This window comes from Leptolyngbya sp. Heron Island J, assembly GCF_000482245.1.
In the GTDB taxonomy this organism is placed as follows: Bacteria; Cyanobacteriota; Cyanobacteriia; order Phormidesmidales; family Phormidesmidaceae; genus Leptothoe.
This window is the reverse complement of the sequence record NZ_AWNH01000060.1, coordinates 178,833-194,565: the sequence shown is the minus strand read 5'-3', so window position 1 is coordinate 194,565 and position 15,733 is coordinate 178,833. Positions and strand designations below refer to the sequence as shown.

The window sequence follows — 15,733 nt, the reverse complement described above, 5'->3', positions numbered from 1 at the left end:
GAACAGATACATCTTCGCTACGGAGAGCGCACAGTGGGATTATTTGAGAAAGTTCGGGCCGAATTCATTGACATTATTGAATGGCTCGATCCATCGCAAGATACCATTGCCTATCGCTTTGAGCGGTTCCAGAATGAGATCAAAATGGGGGCACAGCTAACAGTGCGCCCTGGACAGGTTGCCATTTTAGTCGGTGAGGGACAGGTTGCTGATGTCTATGAGCCAGGTCGGCACCGTTTAGAAACCCAAAATATGCCAGTCCTCACTACACTGATGGGCTGGAAGTACGGCTTTAACTCTCCATTCAAAGCCGAGGTTTACTTTTTCAATACCAAGGTTTTTACCAACCTCAAGTGGGGTACTGCCAATCCCATCACCATTCGGGACCCTGAACTAGGTCCAGTCCGGTTGCGAGCCTACGGTACCTACACCATGCGCGTAAGTGACGCCCGTATCTTGCTAGAGCAGCTAATTAGTACCGACGGGCTCTTTCAAACTGATGAGATCAGCGATCATCTGCGCAATATGATCGTCTCCGCCTTTGCCAGCTGGGTTGGCCAAGATCAAACTCCCTTATTTGACCTGGCGGCCAACTATCAGGTCATGGGTGAACAGGTACGTGACGCCATGCAGCCCAACATGCAGCAATTTGGGCTGGAGCTGCGTCAGCTGCTAATCGAGAATATCTCCCTACCCCCTGAAGTCGAAGCCGCCCTTGATAAACGTGCCTCCATTGGCATTCTGGGCAATATGCAGCAGTACACACAATACCAGGCTGCCAACGCTATCGAACAATCGGCCAAAAACCCTGCTGGCGCGAGTCCTGGCCTCGACCTCGGTGTCGGCATTGCTATGGGTCAGCAAATCGCCAACGCGATGAATCCACGCGCGGCGGCCGCCCATTCGGCTGAGCTCACGTCGAAGCCTACGCCTCCGGTCTCCCCTGGCCCAGCAGCGCCCCCGCCGCCAATGCCAATCTCCAGCTGGTATATCACCCGTGGTGGTCAAAATTTTGGCCCTTACTCTCAAGAACAGCTACTCACTAATGGCTTAACCGCTCAATCCAATGTGTGGAAGCAGGGTATGGCCGGCTGGCAACCAGCCCATACAGTCCCTGAGCTACAGTCACTGCTCAGCAGCGTACCGCCACCACCACCGGGAAATTAGCTGACTGTCCCATGGTGAACACCACATCCATTAACCAATATCAGTGCCCTGGGTGCAAAGCCGATATGGCGTTTGATCCTGACCTAGGGCAGCTGAAATGCTCCTATTGTGGCCGTACCGAGGCTATGCCCAACGTAACGGCTACTAAACTCAGGGCCACGTTACAAGAGCATGACCTAGCGACATTCATTGAAACCAACCGGACCCACCTTGCTCAATTAGCAACCACAGCCCAGGAGGTCACCTGCCCCGGTTGTCAAGCCACAATCACCTTTGAACCACCAGATGTTGCAGGTAAATGCCCATTTTGTACCACCAGCATCGTTGCGCAGAAGAGTCATCCTGCCGACCCAACCCTGGCCCCGTCGGCATTAGTTCCGTTTAAGGTGGGTCGTAAGGTAGCCGTAACCAATTTACGTGAGTGGCTAGCTTTTCGTTGGGACTGGAAAGACCTTAAGGCTATATTTCTACCAGGACAATTGAAGCAGCTGGCACAAAACCAGGCGTTGACTGGCGTTTATTTGCCTTTTTGGACCTACGATGCCCAAACCCAAAGTCACTACCAGGGGCAGCGAGGAACCTACTACTATGTCACCAAGCAGACTAAAGAAGGTACGGAGCGAGTTCGAAAAACTCGCTGGCTTCATGCCTCAGGACGTGTGTCAAGGTTCTTTGATGATGTCCTCGTTCCGGCTACGCGAGCGATTGATTCGAAAAAGCTGCAGCGGCTATGGCCTAGTTTGCCAGTATCTCAACTGAAACCCTACAGCGCTGAGTACTTAGCAGGATTTCAGGCTCAACGCTACGAAATCATGGTCAAAGAAGGATATGAACAGGCAAAGGGGATGATGGCCAACATTATCCGTGGCGATATACGTACCGATATTGGCGGTGATCAACAGCGCATTCGTTCAGTATCGACGACCTATTCACAAGAGACTTTTAAACATATTTTGCTACCTGTGTGGATGGCTAGCTATCGCTATGGTGGCAAAACCTATCAGGTAATGATCAATGCTCAAACCGGGGTGATCATGGGTGAACGACCGGTAGCTGCCTGGAAAGTGGGGTTGGCAGTTGCGATCGCAACTATCATTCTCATAATGGTTATTTTAGTAACGAACGGATAACCGCCCATCCAACTGGAACAAGGTCCGTAGCAAACATCTAAACCCTTTTATCGAAGGCTTATCCAAGTTTTTTCCAACCGCCATTGCCGATTTAAAAAATAGTGATTAACATTTAGTTACACGATGTTACTCGTCGTTACGTTTCGTTTGAAGGAATAACCGATCATGGCTGAAGACAACGCAAAGTTTGGTTTTACTGAGATTGCTGAAAACTGGAATGGTCGCTTGGCCATGCTAGGTTTCGTAATCGGTCTAGCTACTGAGCTACTGACTGGTCAGGGCATCCTGTCTCAGTTGGGCTTGATGTAAGACCTGTGATTAGACAGGTCATCTAGAGCTCTCTCTCCAGTATCAATCTTTTTACGTACAGTCAGAGAACTCCAGGGCAAGCTTACAGCTTGTCCTTTTTTTTGCGGGCAGGTGAGGAGGCCGGAGGAATAAGGCGGAAGAATGAGGACAATGTTTGAAGTAGCAGAGTTTAAGCCTCTAAACGAATTCTTCAATTGAAGCTAAGAACCTTAGGTTTTCGTGTTTCGAGCAACCAGTTGCTAAGACAAACTTCACCCCAAGAATGGTTACTCCTCCTCTTCAAGCTCTGCCCAGGTCGCCACAGCCTTCAACTCCGGCGGAATGCCATCATCGGGATGAAATTCCAATGTCGTTTCCCGATAGCCTAAGTAACCCGACTCCGTAAACGACATCAGCATGCGAGCTAAGGCAATCCAAACCGTTTCATCAAATTCCCAATCGTGGTTAAAGCCTGCCCGGTCAGCAATGGACTTAAGCGCCCAAAAATAGCTATTGCGAACCACTGACCCTTTTTTTTTGTATGGAGGCACATCATCCTGATGGATGAATAAAACTTGGTTGCTGATCTTTGCTCTCATGGGGGTCAATGTTTTACAACTGTATCCATAACTTGATTTTTTCTACAACATCCCATGGTGGCGGCCGTTTGCCTGCGTAATGTTCACAAAGTCTATAACAACACCTGTGTGGTCAATGACCTTTCTTTGACTATCCAGCCAGGTGAAATTTTCGGCCTACTGGGTCCGAATGGTGCAGGCAAGTCCACCACCATCCGCATGGTAACCACGCTGACTCGGGCCACCCAAGGCGATATCGTCGTCTCGGGTTATGACGTCCATCGGCAAAAGGCCGAGGTACGTCGTCAAATCGGGGTGGTGCTTCAACAAACCAGCGTTGATGGCGATTTATCGGTCTGGGAAAATATGGAATTCCATGGCAGAATGCACCATCTGCCTAACCCACGACGGCAGCAAGAAATTGATCGATGGCTGGACTATGTAGACCTGGCGGAGCGGCGTGACGATAAGGTGAAAACCCTCTCTGGCGGGATGAAACGACGGTTACAGATTGCTCGGGCCCTACTGCATCAACCCAAAATTCTTTTTTTAGATGAACCCACCGTGGGTCTGGACCCACAAACCCGTCGTCGTCTCTGGGAAATTATCCTGGACCTCAATAAACAGAGGGACATGACCATGTTGCTGACTACCCACTATATGGAAGAGGTGGAATATTTATGCGATCGCATCGGCATTATGGATCAAGGACGACTGATTGAAATGGGGACACTGGCAGAATTGCGATCGCACCATGGCGAGGGCATAGTCATCCAACAGACCGACGATCGCTGGAACTATACTTTCTTCCCCACCCTCGAAGATGCCAACCAGTTTCTTGACCAGCAAACTGATAAAACTGGCATGATGACCCGTCCATCAAACCTAGAAGATATCTTCGTTCAATTGACTGGCCATAACCTGGACTAGCCCGGTCAACGCAAAGAGGGATGAGCTAGAACCCATCCCTCAAAAAATTAGTAATGCAGAGAGCTACTGTAGGCAAACTTTGTGCGATCGCAAGCCCAGATAGCCTAGTCCAAATAACCCATCAGCACAGAGCTATCTTCATCAATATCATTAGACGCAATCGGTCGATGGCCAGGCAGAGTATCTAAATCGGAAACCACCAGCGTACTCACAGCCACAGGACGATGACCAGGCAAGTGATCGGTACTAGCAACCTCAAAACTATCCGCCATTACCGGACGCACACCAGCTGATGAAAGAGTATGAACAACTTCGACATCACTCACCGTAATCGGGCGATTGTTAGGCAACGTATTCGTCTCAACAACGCGAGTATTGTCTTCAAGCACAATAATATCAGGCTTCTCAGCCTTAACAATGCCACCACCCTTAGCCGCAGCTGATGTGGTTGATTTCTTTTGAGTAGTACTCGAAGAACTAGATTTTTGAGTCGTTTTACTACTAGTAGTTTCCGGTGCGTCGCTGCTCATAACCCTATAACCCCTTCTACTGGTGAAAGTATTCCTGTGGAATCCATTTGGCCGAAGATCTAGACAGCGTCAAAACTGCATATCAAACTTCGGTACCACCAAAACAATTACCCTGCAAAGCACTGAGCAAAAACCCATAAGGCATCAGGGCGTCACAAGCTCCAGTGGTACAAATAACTCAATAATTATAAGTTAAAAAACAGCTGCTTTAGTTTATTAAAGCTAATCAGTCCCATAAAGCCTTATATGTTAAGCCCCCATTAAAAGCTCTAGGAATTTGTCCTGGCAACTCGTCAAACCAAAAACCATACGCTAGAATAGTGGGTACTCCAAAAGTAATCTCAGCTGGGATTATTCTCAAGGGGCTGTAACGGTTTCGACGTTTTGACGAAAGTCGCGTTGTGATGCAGGCCGAGAGCGAGTCCACTCTCGAAAATCAAGACTCAACTAAATACAGATGCAAACAACATCGTACCTTTTGCTCGTAAGCAAGTAGCTGTAGCTGCCGCTTAAACACCTCTCTTAGGTTCGAGCGCTTATTGTCTGACTCCGTTAAGGATGATAAGCCTAACCCCAACGGATGCGTCAGGCTAATTTCTCTGGTGAGCCGCTTGACAAAGACCTTTACCAGAGCATCCCATTGCTCGGGATAATGAGCGATTCCCGCCTAGAGGATTAGATAGGCTAAGCCTGTGAATGAGTGGCGTGTTATTACTTAGGGCGGACACGGGTTCGACTCCCGTCAGCTCCATTTTTATTTCACACAAATTTCATATCAGTATGCACTCTGCAAGGATGAAGTTTTTGCAGAGTGCTATTTTTTATTGGTCTATTGAATAATTAGCTGACCTTCCCATAAAGCTCAGCTAATTCACGGTACTAGCCAGGGCTTACTATTTTTTTTCTTTAAGCTGAGTGAAGTATTTTTCCAACTTTGGAACAAGGTTAGTTGTCAAAAACTAAGGTGCCTATACTGAAGTGACAAGGCTTTCAAGTCGAAGATTATACACAAGAAAACTTAGATTTATCTAGTTTAGATACGGATTTACAAACAGTAGTTTGAATGACTAACAATAGGCCCAGCCCATGGGTGAAGTAGATATATCAAACACTGTTGTTCTGTATCTTCTACATCTGGCCTCTAGTTGCTGTTTTTGTTTGTTTTGCTGAGTCTCTCAACAATGAAATTTCCCTTTTGGCAGTACCTTCAACAACCGGTCTTCAGTTCTGATTACAATACAATCTTTAGCCCGCTCAGGTTTTGGCAACAACATACCATTCAGCATCTAGAACGGTGTTGGGAAAAAGAATACCGGCGACCTGGAAAACTTAAGTAACTCAGGCCTTTTCAAATATCCTAGAGTCCCATAACAATGTTAGGAAACTATAAAAGTTGTTTGGTCTAGGTGATAGCTTAGTATTTTAAGTTTTAACAAGTTACTGTATCTCTTTCATAAAGCAACCAAGGCATCTACTAACTCTTCAGCAGATGCCTTGGTTGCTTTAAATATTTTTTAAATATCCGTATCAATAGTATCTAAGCTGTTAACCAGCCTCCTAAATCCTCAAAATTTGGAGGAATTTAAGAAATGTTTTTCTGTCAACATTTGGTACATCATCAAATCTCAGCAAGACAATATCAAATACCACTTTCAAGCCTTCTCTTAAAAATCCAACTCTATTAAGACACCGAACCATAGCAAATAACGGAAAAATGAGGACGGAGAAACAAAGAAGCCCCCTGAAAGAGTAACGTTTCAAGGCTCTAAATTATCCTAACCGCCTCTTATTACACTATTCGTCTACTATTCGTCCAATATGAAACTTGGAGATTGCTACCAACTGTTTCTCAATACAGATTCAGGCATGGTAATAGACCACATTTAATTGGGCTCGGCTAAATAATTGGCAATTGCAATGCGAGCTTCTTGCCAATCGGCTAATGCCTGCTCAGACCATAGCCAATGAGATGATAAATCATCCGTCACGTCTTCATTGCTAGCAGCTCGAAGTCCATCTCGCCAGTAGGCTACCGCCAACACTAAAAAGGGTTGACTATCATCTTCTGTCAAACCTTGCTTAGATTTCTGATAATGAGCCATAGCCAGACCCAGTTGTGCATGGAGCTTAGTCGGTGCATTTTGAAGAACCGCATCCTGGGGCATCTCATGGAGTGTCAAAATTGGAATTTCATAGGCTTGACCGGTATCAATAGCATTTCCCCAGACGGCGATCGCATCCTCTAAAAAACCGCCTTCATAATAGGCAAAGCCCAAAGCAACCTGGGCATCTAACCAATCAGGCTGCACATTGAGGGCATCTTGCCACGATCTCGCCGCTTCTGCAGCACCAACTGTGTTGTCTGTAAATGTACTTTGATTCATTAAATCCCACTGCAGCTGCCCCTTTGAAAACAGCAGGGTAGGATCATCAATACCGCCCAGAGACACAATTCGCGACAGCGCTTTACTTTGATTGCCAGCCGCTGCCATCTGATTGAGAACTAGAACATTACTTTCAGGATTATCGCTGAGAAGACCACTACTTCCAAGAGTCTCTGATGACACCTCCGTATCAGTGATAGGACGTGATGACTGGGAGAATAGGTTCAATGGATCACTGATGCCTACACCAGCTAGTGTCACCAGAGCTACAACGCCTATGCCTGTAGCTACGCGATGTTTTTGCCATCCTGTTTTCCGACTAGGAAGCGCTAGTGGCTGCTCAACATCCTCCTCATCCTGGTCATGGTAAATTGTTGCATCTTCACTGGTCTCTACAGATGTCGGCTGTGCAGCCTTTTTGGGTAGCTGATCATACAGATCGAGACCTGGAGTTTCTAATTCGTCAGGGAGCAGCGACTCATCCACATCCCCAACTGTGACATCATCATCAGTCACAGTTGGTTTAGATAGTTGCTCCACCAACTCTGTCATAGTCGAGGCATCTTCCTCGTTGTAGCTCAGAATTTCCTCTAATTCGACAGTTTCGACAACATTGTCTAAATCGACATCATCTAAATCAACAGGCCCTAAATCCACATTGGCTTTGGCTTCTGATGCAACCACTACAGGCTCCTCTGACACAGGCCCTAACGAGGCCAAAGCCGACTCAGACTCACTGAGCAGTTTGTCAAGAGCACTATTATTAGTCCCTGGCTTACTGGCCAGATAACCGTCAAATCCGGGCTGCATATATAAAATAGGCAGCGCCCAGTAACTGTAGTTGGAGTCATGGGCAGAGATTAGCCCCTGACGAGTGCGATTAAGACATAGGTCGATGGGATTACCCTGCTTTAAATTTCGATAGAGTAATCGGGTAAAGGTAATAGCCACATCATCAGGAATCCGCTCGGCCATAGCAATCACCCCAGGAATACCACGGTTAACTAAAGCATGGGCCAAATTTTGCTCGTGCCAGCCCAGTTCTGTATCAGTATTTTGGGCATAGGCACCGCGACAAGAGTTTAGAACGGCCAACTTAACGCCATTGTTAGAAAGCAAACCGGCCAAATCTTCGCCACTGATGCGCTCGGTCAATCCAGTTTGACGACTGACCAGGTACAAATCGCCACCAGCATTACCTAAATTGCTATGACCTGCGTAGTGCAACACTTGATATTGACCGTGCTCCAACGCCTGGGTCAGCTCACTACGCCCCGGTTGTTCTAACACCGTTAGCTGCACATCAAGCTGTTTCTTAGGCAGAATATCGTAGCCGCGTCCAGAACGCATTGAAGTGGGGTGCAGCTCATTTTTAAGATGATTGGCTTCACGGGCAAGTTCTAGCCGATCTTGATCGTTAGGAGCAGCAATTACCATTAAAACTCGCAACGGCTGATCAAAATCAGGCACCGTTGCACCGGGACGATCGTATCCTTGTCGACGGTCTAGAGGATAGCGAGAAAAAGTTACATCGGTGCCGGTACCTAGGGGACGATCACCTGCATGCAAAACTTCCCAAGGCAGCTGCTGTAGTTTTTCTCCTTTTAATCCCAGCCGCAACCGTAGTGGAGCACGACGATTCTGGGCAACTCCCTGAGCGGTCAACCAGCTATCGCGTAATGTCTTATCAAATAAATTGTTGTAAAGAGCCTGTCCTAGAGTGACAAGTGTTGGCGGTTGACTAGAGGATGAACCAGCAGACCTGCCACCAGAGCGAAAACTTGATCTGGATGCCCAACGCTGACTCGACTCTCCTTTCAGAATTCCCAGCAATGGATCGTGCATCAGGGTCGCTGCCTCGGTGAGCCACTGGTCTATGGGCCAGTGAAACTGCTCCTGCGCCAGGGGAACCCCAGGTGCGACTTGCTCCGTACGCACCAGATATCGGTCATCGCCGACGGCTGTAATTGATATGTCAAACTCTTGGAGCACTATTAGCAGATCGCGTCCCTGTTACTTTGGTGTTGAAATGAAGCTTGTATACGATATCCCTGAGTCTTATCAGTTCCTCTAGTATCCCCAATAACCCAACATAATATGTCGATGCGGATGCAGTTATTAGACTGTCTACATGCTATTTGGGCATATGTTAAAAGCTCTTGAAATATCCGTCTGTAGGCGATTTTCACAGAAATACTGCAGCATAGGAACCAGCACTCCTAAGACTCACTTATTCTGACATGAAGTTAACAACCATCGCAGCACCACCGCCACGCCTACTTGGCTCCGCAGCTGCCTGAAACGCCCCATCGGTAGAGGTTTCTAGACCAGTCGCAGCACCAATTTCATCCACCATCCGAAACTGATGACCCAGTTGGGTCAGGGCTGTTATGTCGATAGCATCACTCGGCTCAATCGTTGTGCTGCTACCATTACGTTGGGATAACCGAGGAGCACTAATCGCTTCGGGTAGAGACATATCAAAATCAATCAGGTTAGTGACAAGACCGACAACGGTAGTGATAATTGTTGAGCCACCGGGACTACCAAAGGCGAGCATCCGACCGTCGGGGGCAAAAGCTATAGTCGGTGCCATGCTGCTGCGGGGTCGTTTACCCGGTTCCGGCGCATTGGGATGGGGCACAGTCGTATCAAAATCAGTTAGCTCGTTATTGAGAATAAATCCATAACCAGGCACGACAATCCCTGTGCCTCCTGTGGATTCAATAGTCAAAGTATAGGAGACCACATTACCAAACTGGTCAGCTGTTACCAGGTGAGTCGTGGAGAGTCCTTCTTGAGGATTGGCGATCGCAACATCAGCCGCCTGGGTGAGACTGGGACTAGGATCAGTTTGATAAGGCAGCGGATTACCAGGTGTAGTGCAGGGTTCGCTGGCTCTAGCAGGCAATTGACGACTGGAAATATAACTAGAGTTGAGCAGGCCGGTTAAGGGCACATCGACATATTCGGAATCGCCCAGGTAGGCATTGCGATCGCAAAACGCCAATCGCTCTGCCTCAATTATTCGATGCAGGGCCTCGCTACGGTCTAGGCTGGCCAAATCACTGGACTCCAACAATGCCAGTATTTGTGCCACCGTGATCCCACCGCTGCTGGGCAATCCCATGCCATAGAACCGATAGCCACGATAGTCGCTAACCACCGGGGGCCGCACTCGCACCTCATAGCGGTCTAAATCACCCAGGGTCATTGCTCCTGGATGGACTGTAAACGGCGGATCGTTGACTACAGGGGGTGACTGCACCGTATCCACGATTGCCTGAGCAATATCACCTCGGTAAAAGCTATTGATGCCTTGATTAGCCAGTAAACGATATGTCTCAGCCATATCCGGGTTGCTAAACTGTGAACCCACCGCTGGTGGCAACCCATCCGGCAAATAGAGCTGACTTGTGGAGGTAAACGCACCAAACCGCTCCTGATTGCGAGCCACTTGCTGAGCAAAGGTTTCATCCACAGTAAACCCAGACTCTGCTAGCTCAATAGCTGGTGCTAGCGCAGCTGACAGGGACAACGTGCCATAGCGAGATAATGCTGTTTGCCAGTTTAAAGGTGTGCCCGGCACACCAACAGCTAGACCACTACTAATCCGGTTTGGAAAAAACGGTAAATTCTCCCCTGCCGGATCTTCAGGGTCGCGAAACAGATCAGCAGTCACTGCGGCTGGCGCTTCCTCACGACCATCAAGGGTAATGACGCGATCTTGATCGTGGAGGTAGATCATCATAAAACCACCACCACCGATACCAGCGGAAAATGGCTCAGTTACCCCAAGGGCAGCAGCGGTCGCGACTGCGGCATCCACTGCGTTCCCTCCCTGACGCAGCACCTCAATTCCAATACGACTAGCATCTTCATCTACCGAAGCCACTGCTCCAGCCAAGCCATTGGCAACGGGGACTTTACCCACAGGTTGGGCCAAACTGCTAAAGGCAAAAACCAGCACCAAGCAAACGGTGCAACACCACAACCACAAATAATTCCTAGGGGCGTTGCATGCAACGCCCCTAGGAATGTTCATAGGAGCAAACAGGGGTTCCCTCATTCAAACTAGGTCAAACCTGACAACAGCACTAACCCCAATACAGCCCCAAATACAATTAGAGCGTAGAACTGGGCGCGACCGGTTTCCAGGTATTTAAGGCCTTCTCCAGTGATCAGGGTGAGGAAGCCTGTGAGATTGACAATGCCGTCCACCAGCTTAACATCCATGGTGAGGGCACCTTTGGCAATTTTACGACTGCCCTGGACAAAGACGACTTCGTAGATATCGTCGATGTACCACTTGTTGAGAGAGAGATTATAAAGGGGATTGATTTTTTTTGCGATCGCACCCACATCTATCGTCTTCGTCACATACATCAGCACAGCCAGGATAATCCCAACAACTGAGATCGCTACGGAACTACCCGCCATGACAGCAAACTCATGCAAATCGGCCTCTTCAGCCAACTCAGCAACAGTCACCACCTCACCGGGAGCCGAAATAAACGCCTCAAAGTAGTTACCAAAGGGGGTACCAACCAGACCAATCAGAATCGAAGGAATAGCTAGGGCAACTAACGGCAGTGTCATTGTGATCGGTGATTCATGGGGTTCAGACGCATGATGATGATCGCCATGGGCCTCTTCTTCCGCTGCAGGCATTTCACGAGTACTCATAGCACCAGGTCCGAGGGAAGCCCCCATCCGCTGTAGCTGCTCGATACGCAACTGCTCCTTGATATCGCCATTGGTACCGCGAAACTCCCCTTCAAATGTCGAGAAGTACATGCGGAACATGTAAAACGCCGTAATTCCAGCGGTTACCCAACCAACAGCCCAAAGCACAGGACTAACCTGGAAGGTAGAGCCAAGAATTTCATCCTTAGACCAAAAACCTGCAAATGGAGGAATCCCGGAAATCGCCAGGGTGCCGATTAAGAATGTAATCGCCGTGGCTGGCATATATTTGCGCAGCCCACCCATCAGACGCATGTCTTGAGCATATGTGGGATTGTGGCCTACTACCTCTTCCATACCATGGATCACCGAGCCAGAGCCCAGGAACAGCATGGCTTTAAAGTAAGCATGGGTCATCAGGTGGAACAAACCAGCACTATAGGCACCCACCCCCATAGCCATGACCATGTAACCCAGCTGGGACATGGTGGAATAAGCCAGACCTTTCTTAATGTCGTTTTGGGTTATAGCGATTGTGGCCCCCATCATGGCGGTGAAAGCCCCGACATAGGCGATGGTCGTCATCGCCACAGGGATTTCTTCAAATACCGGATACATGCGGCCAATCAGAAATACGCCAGCAGCCACCATCGTTGCTGCGTGGATCAGAGCGGAAATAGGCGTTGGGCCTTCCATTGCATCCGGTAACCACACATGGAGTGGAAACTGGGCTGACTTTGCCATGGGTCCCATAAACACCAGGATGGCAAATAGTGCCGCCAAACTACCTGGCACACTACCAACTTCCACCAAGTGAGTCAGGCGCTCGCCCATGATGCCAAAGTCAAAGCTGCCGGTACACCAGAATAGACCAAGCATGCCTAGCAACAGACCAAAGTCACCCACCCGGTTGGTCACAAATGCCTTCTGACAAGCATCCGCCGCTGGCTTGCGGTCATACCAAAAACCAATAAGCAGGTAGGAACACATCCCCACCAGCTCCCAAAATACATATACCTGTAGCAGGTTGGGACTAATCACCAGACCCAACATTGAAAAGCTAAACAGACTTAGATAGGCATAAAACCTGACATAGCCTGGATCGTGAGCCATATAGCCATCGGTGTAAACCATCACCAGAAAGGCCACTGTGGTCACAATCACCAGCATTAGCGAGGCAAGATGATCGATGGTATACCCCATCTGAATCGTAAAGTTGCCCGCTGAGGCCCACTCAAACATAAATGAGTAGGGCTCATGGCCATTCCACTGGCTCCAAAAAATGCCAAAGGACATCACCATCGCTGCCCCAACCAGGCTCACGATAAATATTGAACTTGGCGTACGCAGCTTGCTTGTGGCGTCGCTATAGCTGATCAGACCCACACCCACAATTGCTGCACCGAGGAGTGGCAATACGGGTATGAGCCATGCGTAAGAATAAAGAGATTCCAAGGATTCCATAATTTATTTGTTGCCTGCTCGCCTGAGTTGGCAAAACCGCCTACATTGTGACACATGGCTGCTGGACTATTATGCCAACTTATGAAGGACCTTTTTTGCGGAACGTTGATTTTTCCTTGAGTAATTACTTACCCCAATGGGTAAAACTCAAGTAGATTGAGGACTTTTGTTGTAGACACCGCAAAGCCGTCTGTGATCCTAAGAAAAAAGTTATTTTTTACGACACGGTCTCATAGTTTAGGTTTCTTGATAGTTGGACTAAGAATTTAAAGGCAAGCATGAATAAAGCCCAATGGGTAATTGGCGACGGGGGCAGTGAGCTTTGGGCAATAAGCAATGGGCAATGAGCAATGATTGGTGGGGACGACCGACAAAGGCAATCAACTGCATAAAGTGGACCTTACCCACTAGGTTCTGGATCGCCAGGTTAGTACACATCGCTTTCGTCATCTTCTTGCTCCTAGGCCTTTTGCTGCCGTTACCCAGCATGGCCCAAACGTCACCTCAAAAAGCAGATGTGGTCATTGATGGTCGAGTGCTGTTCCAGCTTGGCAGTATTGAGAATATCAGCGCTGAGGAACGTGCAGATTTTGCTAATCAGGCGCTATGGCAGGTTCTGGGCAATGCACAGCGGCAGGCTGTGCCACCTCCAATTCGGGTACGTACCCGACAGCAAGATGGTCTGGTGACGCTGCGGGCCAATGGTCGTCATTTGCTAACGGTAACTAGTGGCGACCTGATGGCAGGAGTTCCCCCCCAAGAACGGGCCGATCTGTGGGTTGATATTTTGCAACGGGCGTTAGATCGAGCCCAGATGGAACGACAACCTGCCTATCAACGCCGAATGGCCTGGGTGAGTTTAGGGGTGTTTGCGATCGCACTTCTCGCCTGGGTGCTGCTCTACAACGTTCGCCGCTGGCTCTGGCGACAGCAAACCCGACAGGGCAGACTACCTATGTGGATTTTGCCATCGCTGCTAGGGGCTCAGGTATTGGTCTGGCTGGCTGCTGGCATCTATATATGTGAGCTATTTCCTGAAGCTCGCTCTATCCGCTATCGAGTCTTTCAATTTTTAAGACGCACCTTTACTGACCCCCTGTTTGATATTGATGGTCAGGGGTATTCTCTGGTCAGCATATTTAACGTGGTGTTGCTTACCTTGACACTATGGATTGGGGTGCGGCTTGTCACCTCAGCGGTAAAATCGCGGTTTTTGCAGGCGGCAATACCAGATCGAGGGGTGCAGGATGCGATCGCAACGCTGATGCAGGTGATCCTCACCGGTATTGGTCTTTTCCTGATTCTGCAAGTATTGGGCATTGATCTCAGTGCCCTGGCCATCCTCGCCAGTGTCCTGGGTGTCGGTCTAGGATTTGGTCTGCAGAATATCGCCAATAATGTCGTCAGCGGCTGGATGATGCTATTTGAACGATCGATTCAAGTAGGCGACTTTATCAACCTGGGTGACCTGGCTGGGACAGTAGAAAGCATTGGCGTGCGTAGTACGGAAATTCGCACCTTAGATCGAGTAGCGATTATTGTCCCCAACGCCCAGCTGCTGGAAAACAAGGTGATTAACTGGAGCCATGGGCATCCGGTATCACAGCTACATCTACCCATCGGCGTCGCCTACAGCTCAGATATTCGTCAGGTACATACAGCGGTCATAGAAGTAGCCAGTGCCCATCCCAGCGTATTGCAGTATCCCCAGCCCCGTCTACGGTTTCTAGGCTTTGGTAATAGCTCTCTAGATTTTGATGTTCTCGTGTGGATTCGCGACCCACGTTTGCAGTTTGACATCAAAAGCGACCTATATTACATGCTCGAAGCCAATTTTCGTCGCCACCACATCGAGATCCCATTCCCCCAACGCGATCTCAATATTCGCTCTCCTCAGTGGGATGCAGCAGACTGGACACAAGGGCTTTCTAAACAAACATCACCTGTTTTAGAAAAGGTAGAACAACAACCTCCTGGCTTAACAACCCACGACTTATTAGCCGATGTTAGAGACTATTCCAGTCTGCTGAAAAACCATCAGCACCTACAAGGTGCAATACTTGAACGCCTGGTACAACAAATGCGTGCGGAGGATGGGTTAGAGATTCAAAACCGACGATTTCGATTAACGGTGTATGCCAATTGTTTTATCGGTAACGAAGCCGTCACCTGGTTAGCAAAAACCCAAAACGCTACCCGAGAAGCTGCCGTCAGAATCGGCCAAGCTATGGTAGAACAGGGAATTTTCCACCACGTCACCGATGAACACCCCTTCAAGGATGAATATCTGTTCTATCGGTTTTATGAGGATGAACCGTAGATTGGGTTGAACATGTTTTCCTCACCAAAATTCCCAACACCTCGCGAAACCGAGCGTCGCAGGATTGATGTGCTAAACCCAGCAAAAACAAATTATGCGGTTGCGATCGCTGGTAAACCCACATTGAAAACAATCGGCATGGTTGGGTCCCACATCAGGCGCAAGAAACAGATGCATAGCCTGAGGGTATACGGCACCCAACTACGACTAAATAACTACGTTGCTTTTGCAAAAAAACAACCAGCGTTATACAAAA

At 48.6% G+C, this 15,733-nt stretch carries 11 protein-coding genes and 1 other RNA gene; 6 read left to right on the top strand and 6 right to left on the bottom strand.

Annotated features, from left to right (window positions below; translation table 11 throughout):
• Positions 1-33 precede the first annotated feature (33 nt).
• The 3 genes from N836_RS57100 to N836_RS57090 all read left to right on the top strand — a co-directional run bounded on the left by N836_RS57100 (position 34) and on the right by N836_RS57090 (position 2,606).
• Positions 34-1,167 (top strand): SPFH domain-containing protein, encoded by a 1,134-nt coding sequence (locus N836_RS57100; RefSeq protein ID WP_023073831.1) that lies wholly within the window; start codon positions 34-36, stop codon positions 1,165-1,167.
• A gap of 11 nt (positions 1,168-1,178) precedes the next feature.
• Positions 1,179-2,297 carry a replication restart dna helicase gene (locus N836_RS57095; protein WP_023073830.1) on the top strand — a complete coding sequence of 373 codons (1,119 nt, stop codon included), beginning with the start codon at positions 1,179-1,181 and terminating at the stop codon, positions 2,295-2,297.
• 165 nt (positions 2,298-2,462) lie between these two features.
• A complete protein-coding gene (locus N836_RS57090; RefSeq protein ID WP_023073829.1) occupies positions 2,463-2,606 on the top strand; it encodes a chlorophyll a/b-binding protein in 144 nt (47 codons plus the stop codon).
• A 266-nt stretch (positions 2,607-2,872) separates the two neighbouring features.
• Here N836_RS57090 and N836_RS57085 read toward each other — a convergent pair whose 3' ends face one another.
• The gene (locus N836_RS57085) at positions 2,873-3,184 is read right to left on the bottom strand and encodes a hypothetical protein (RefSeq protein ID WP_023073828.1); all 312 of its coding nucleotides are present in this window, start codon (positions 3,182-3,184) and stop codon (positions 2,873-2,875) included.
• A 54-nt stretch (positions 3,185-3,238) separates the two neighbouring features.
• Between N836_RS57085 and N836_RS57080 the strand changes: the two genes are divergently transcribed.
• Entirely contained in the window at positions 3,239-4,093 is an 855-nt protein-coding gene (locus N836_RS57080; RefSeq protein ID WP_023073827.1) for an ABC transporter ATP-binding protein, read from the top strand.
• A 104-nt stretch (positions 4,094-4,197) separates the two neighbouring features.
• Here N836_RS57080 and N836_RS57075 read toward each other — a convergent pair whose 3' ends face one another.
• The gene (locus tag N836_RS57075) at positions 4,198-4,623 is read right to left on the bottom strand and encodes a hypothetical protein (protein ID WP_023073826.1); all 426 of its coding nucleotides are present in this window, start codon (positions 4,621-4,623) and stop codon (positions 4,198-4,200) included.
• 361 nt (positions 4,624-4,984) lie between these two features.
• Here N836_RS57075 and ssrA point away from each other — a divergent pair.
• Positions 4,985-5,377: a transfer-messenger RNA gene (gene ssrA, locus N836_RS74220) on the top strand.
• Positions 5,378-6,506: 1,129 nt separating this feature from the next.
• Here ssrA and N836_RS57070 read toward each other — a convergent pair.
• The 4 genes from N836_RS57070 to N836_RS76590 form a co-directional block, all read right to left on the bottom strand.
• Positions 6,507-8,999 (bottom strand): CHAT domain-containing protein, encoded by a 2,493-nt coding sequence (locus N836_RS57070; RefSeq protein WP_023073825.1) that lies wholly within the window; start codon positions 8,997-8,999, stop codon positions 6,507-6,509.
• A gap of 238 nt (positions 9,000-9,237) precedes the next feature.
• Entirely contained in the window at positions 9,238-11,052 is a 1,815-nt protein-coding gene (gene ggt, locus N836_RS57065; RefSeq protein WP_235071119.1) for a gamma-glutamyltransferase, read from the bottom strand.
• A 29-nt stretch (positions 11,053-11,081) separates the two neighbouring features.
• Positions 11,082-13,148, bottom strand: coding sequence for an NAD(P)H-quinone oxidoreductase subunit 5 (locus tag N836_RS57060; protein ID WP_036053770.1), 2,067 nt, complete (start codon positions 13,146-13,148; stop codon positions 11,082-11,084).
• Between the two features lie 267 nt (positions 13,149-13,415).
• Complete coding sequence (locus N836_RS76590) at positions 13,416-13,607, bottom strand: hypothetical protein (protein ID WP_161634988.1); 192 nt, start codon at positions 13,605-13,607, stop codon at positions 13,416-13,418.
• A gap of 37 nt (positions 13,608-13,644) precedes the next feature.
• Here N836_RS76590 and N836_RS57055 point away from each other — a divergent pair, with 37 nt between their 5' ends.
• Positions 13,645-15,477, top strand: a complete 1,833-nt coding sequence (locus N836_RS57055; RefSeq protein ID WP_023073822.1) for a mechanosensitive ion channel domain-containing protein — start codon at positions 13,645-13,647, stop codon at positions 15,475-15,477.
• Positions 15,478-15,733: the final 256 nt, after the last annotated feature.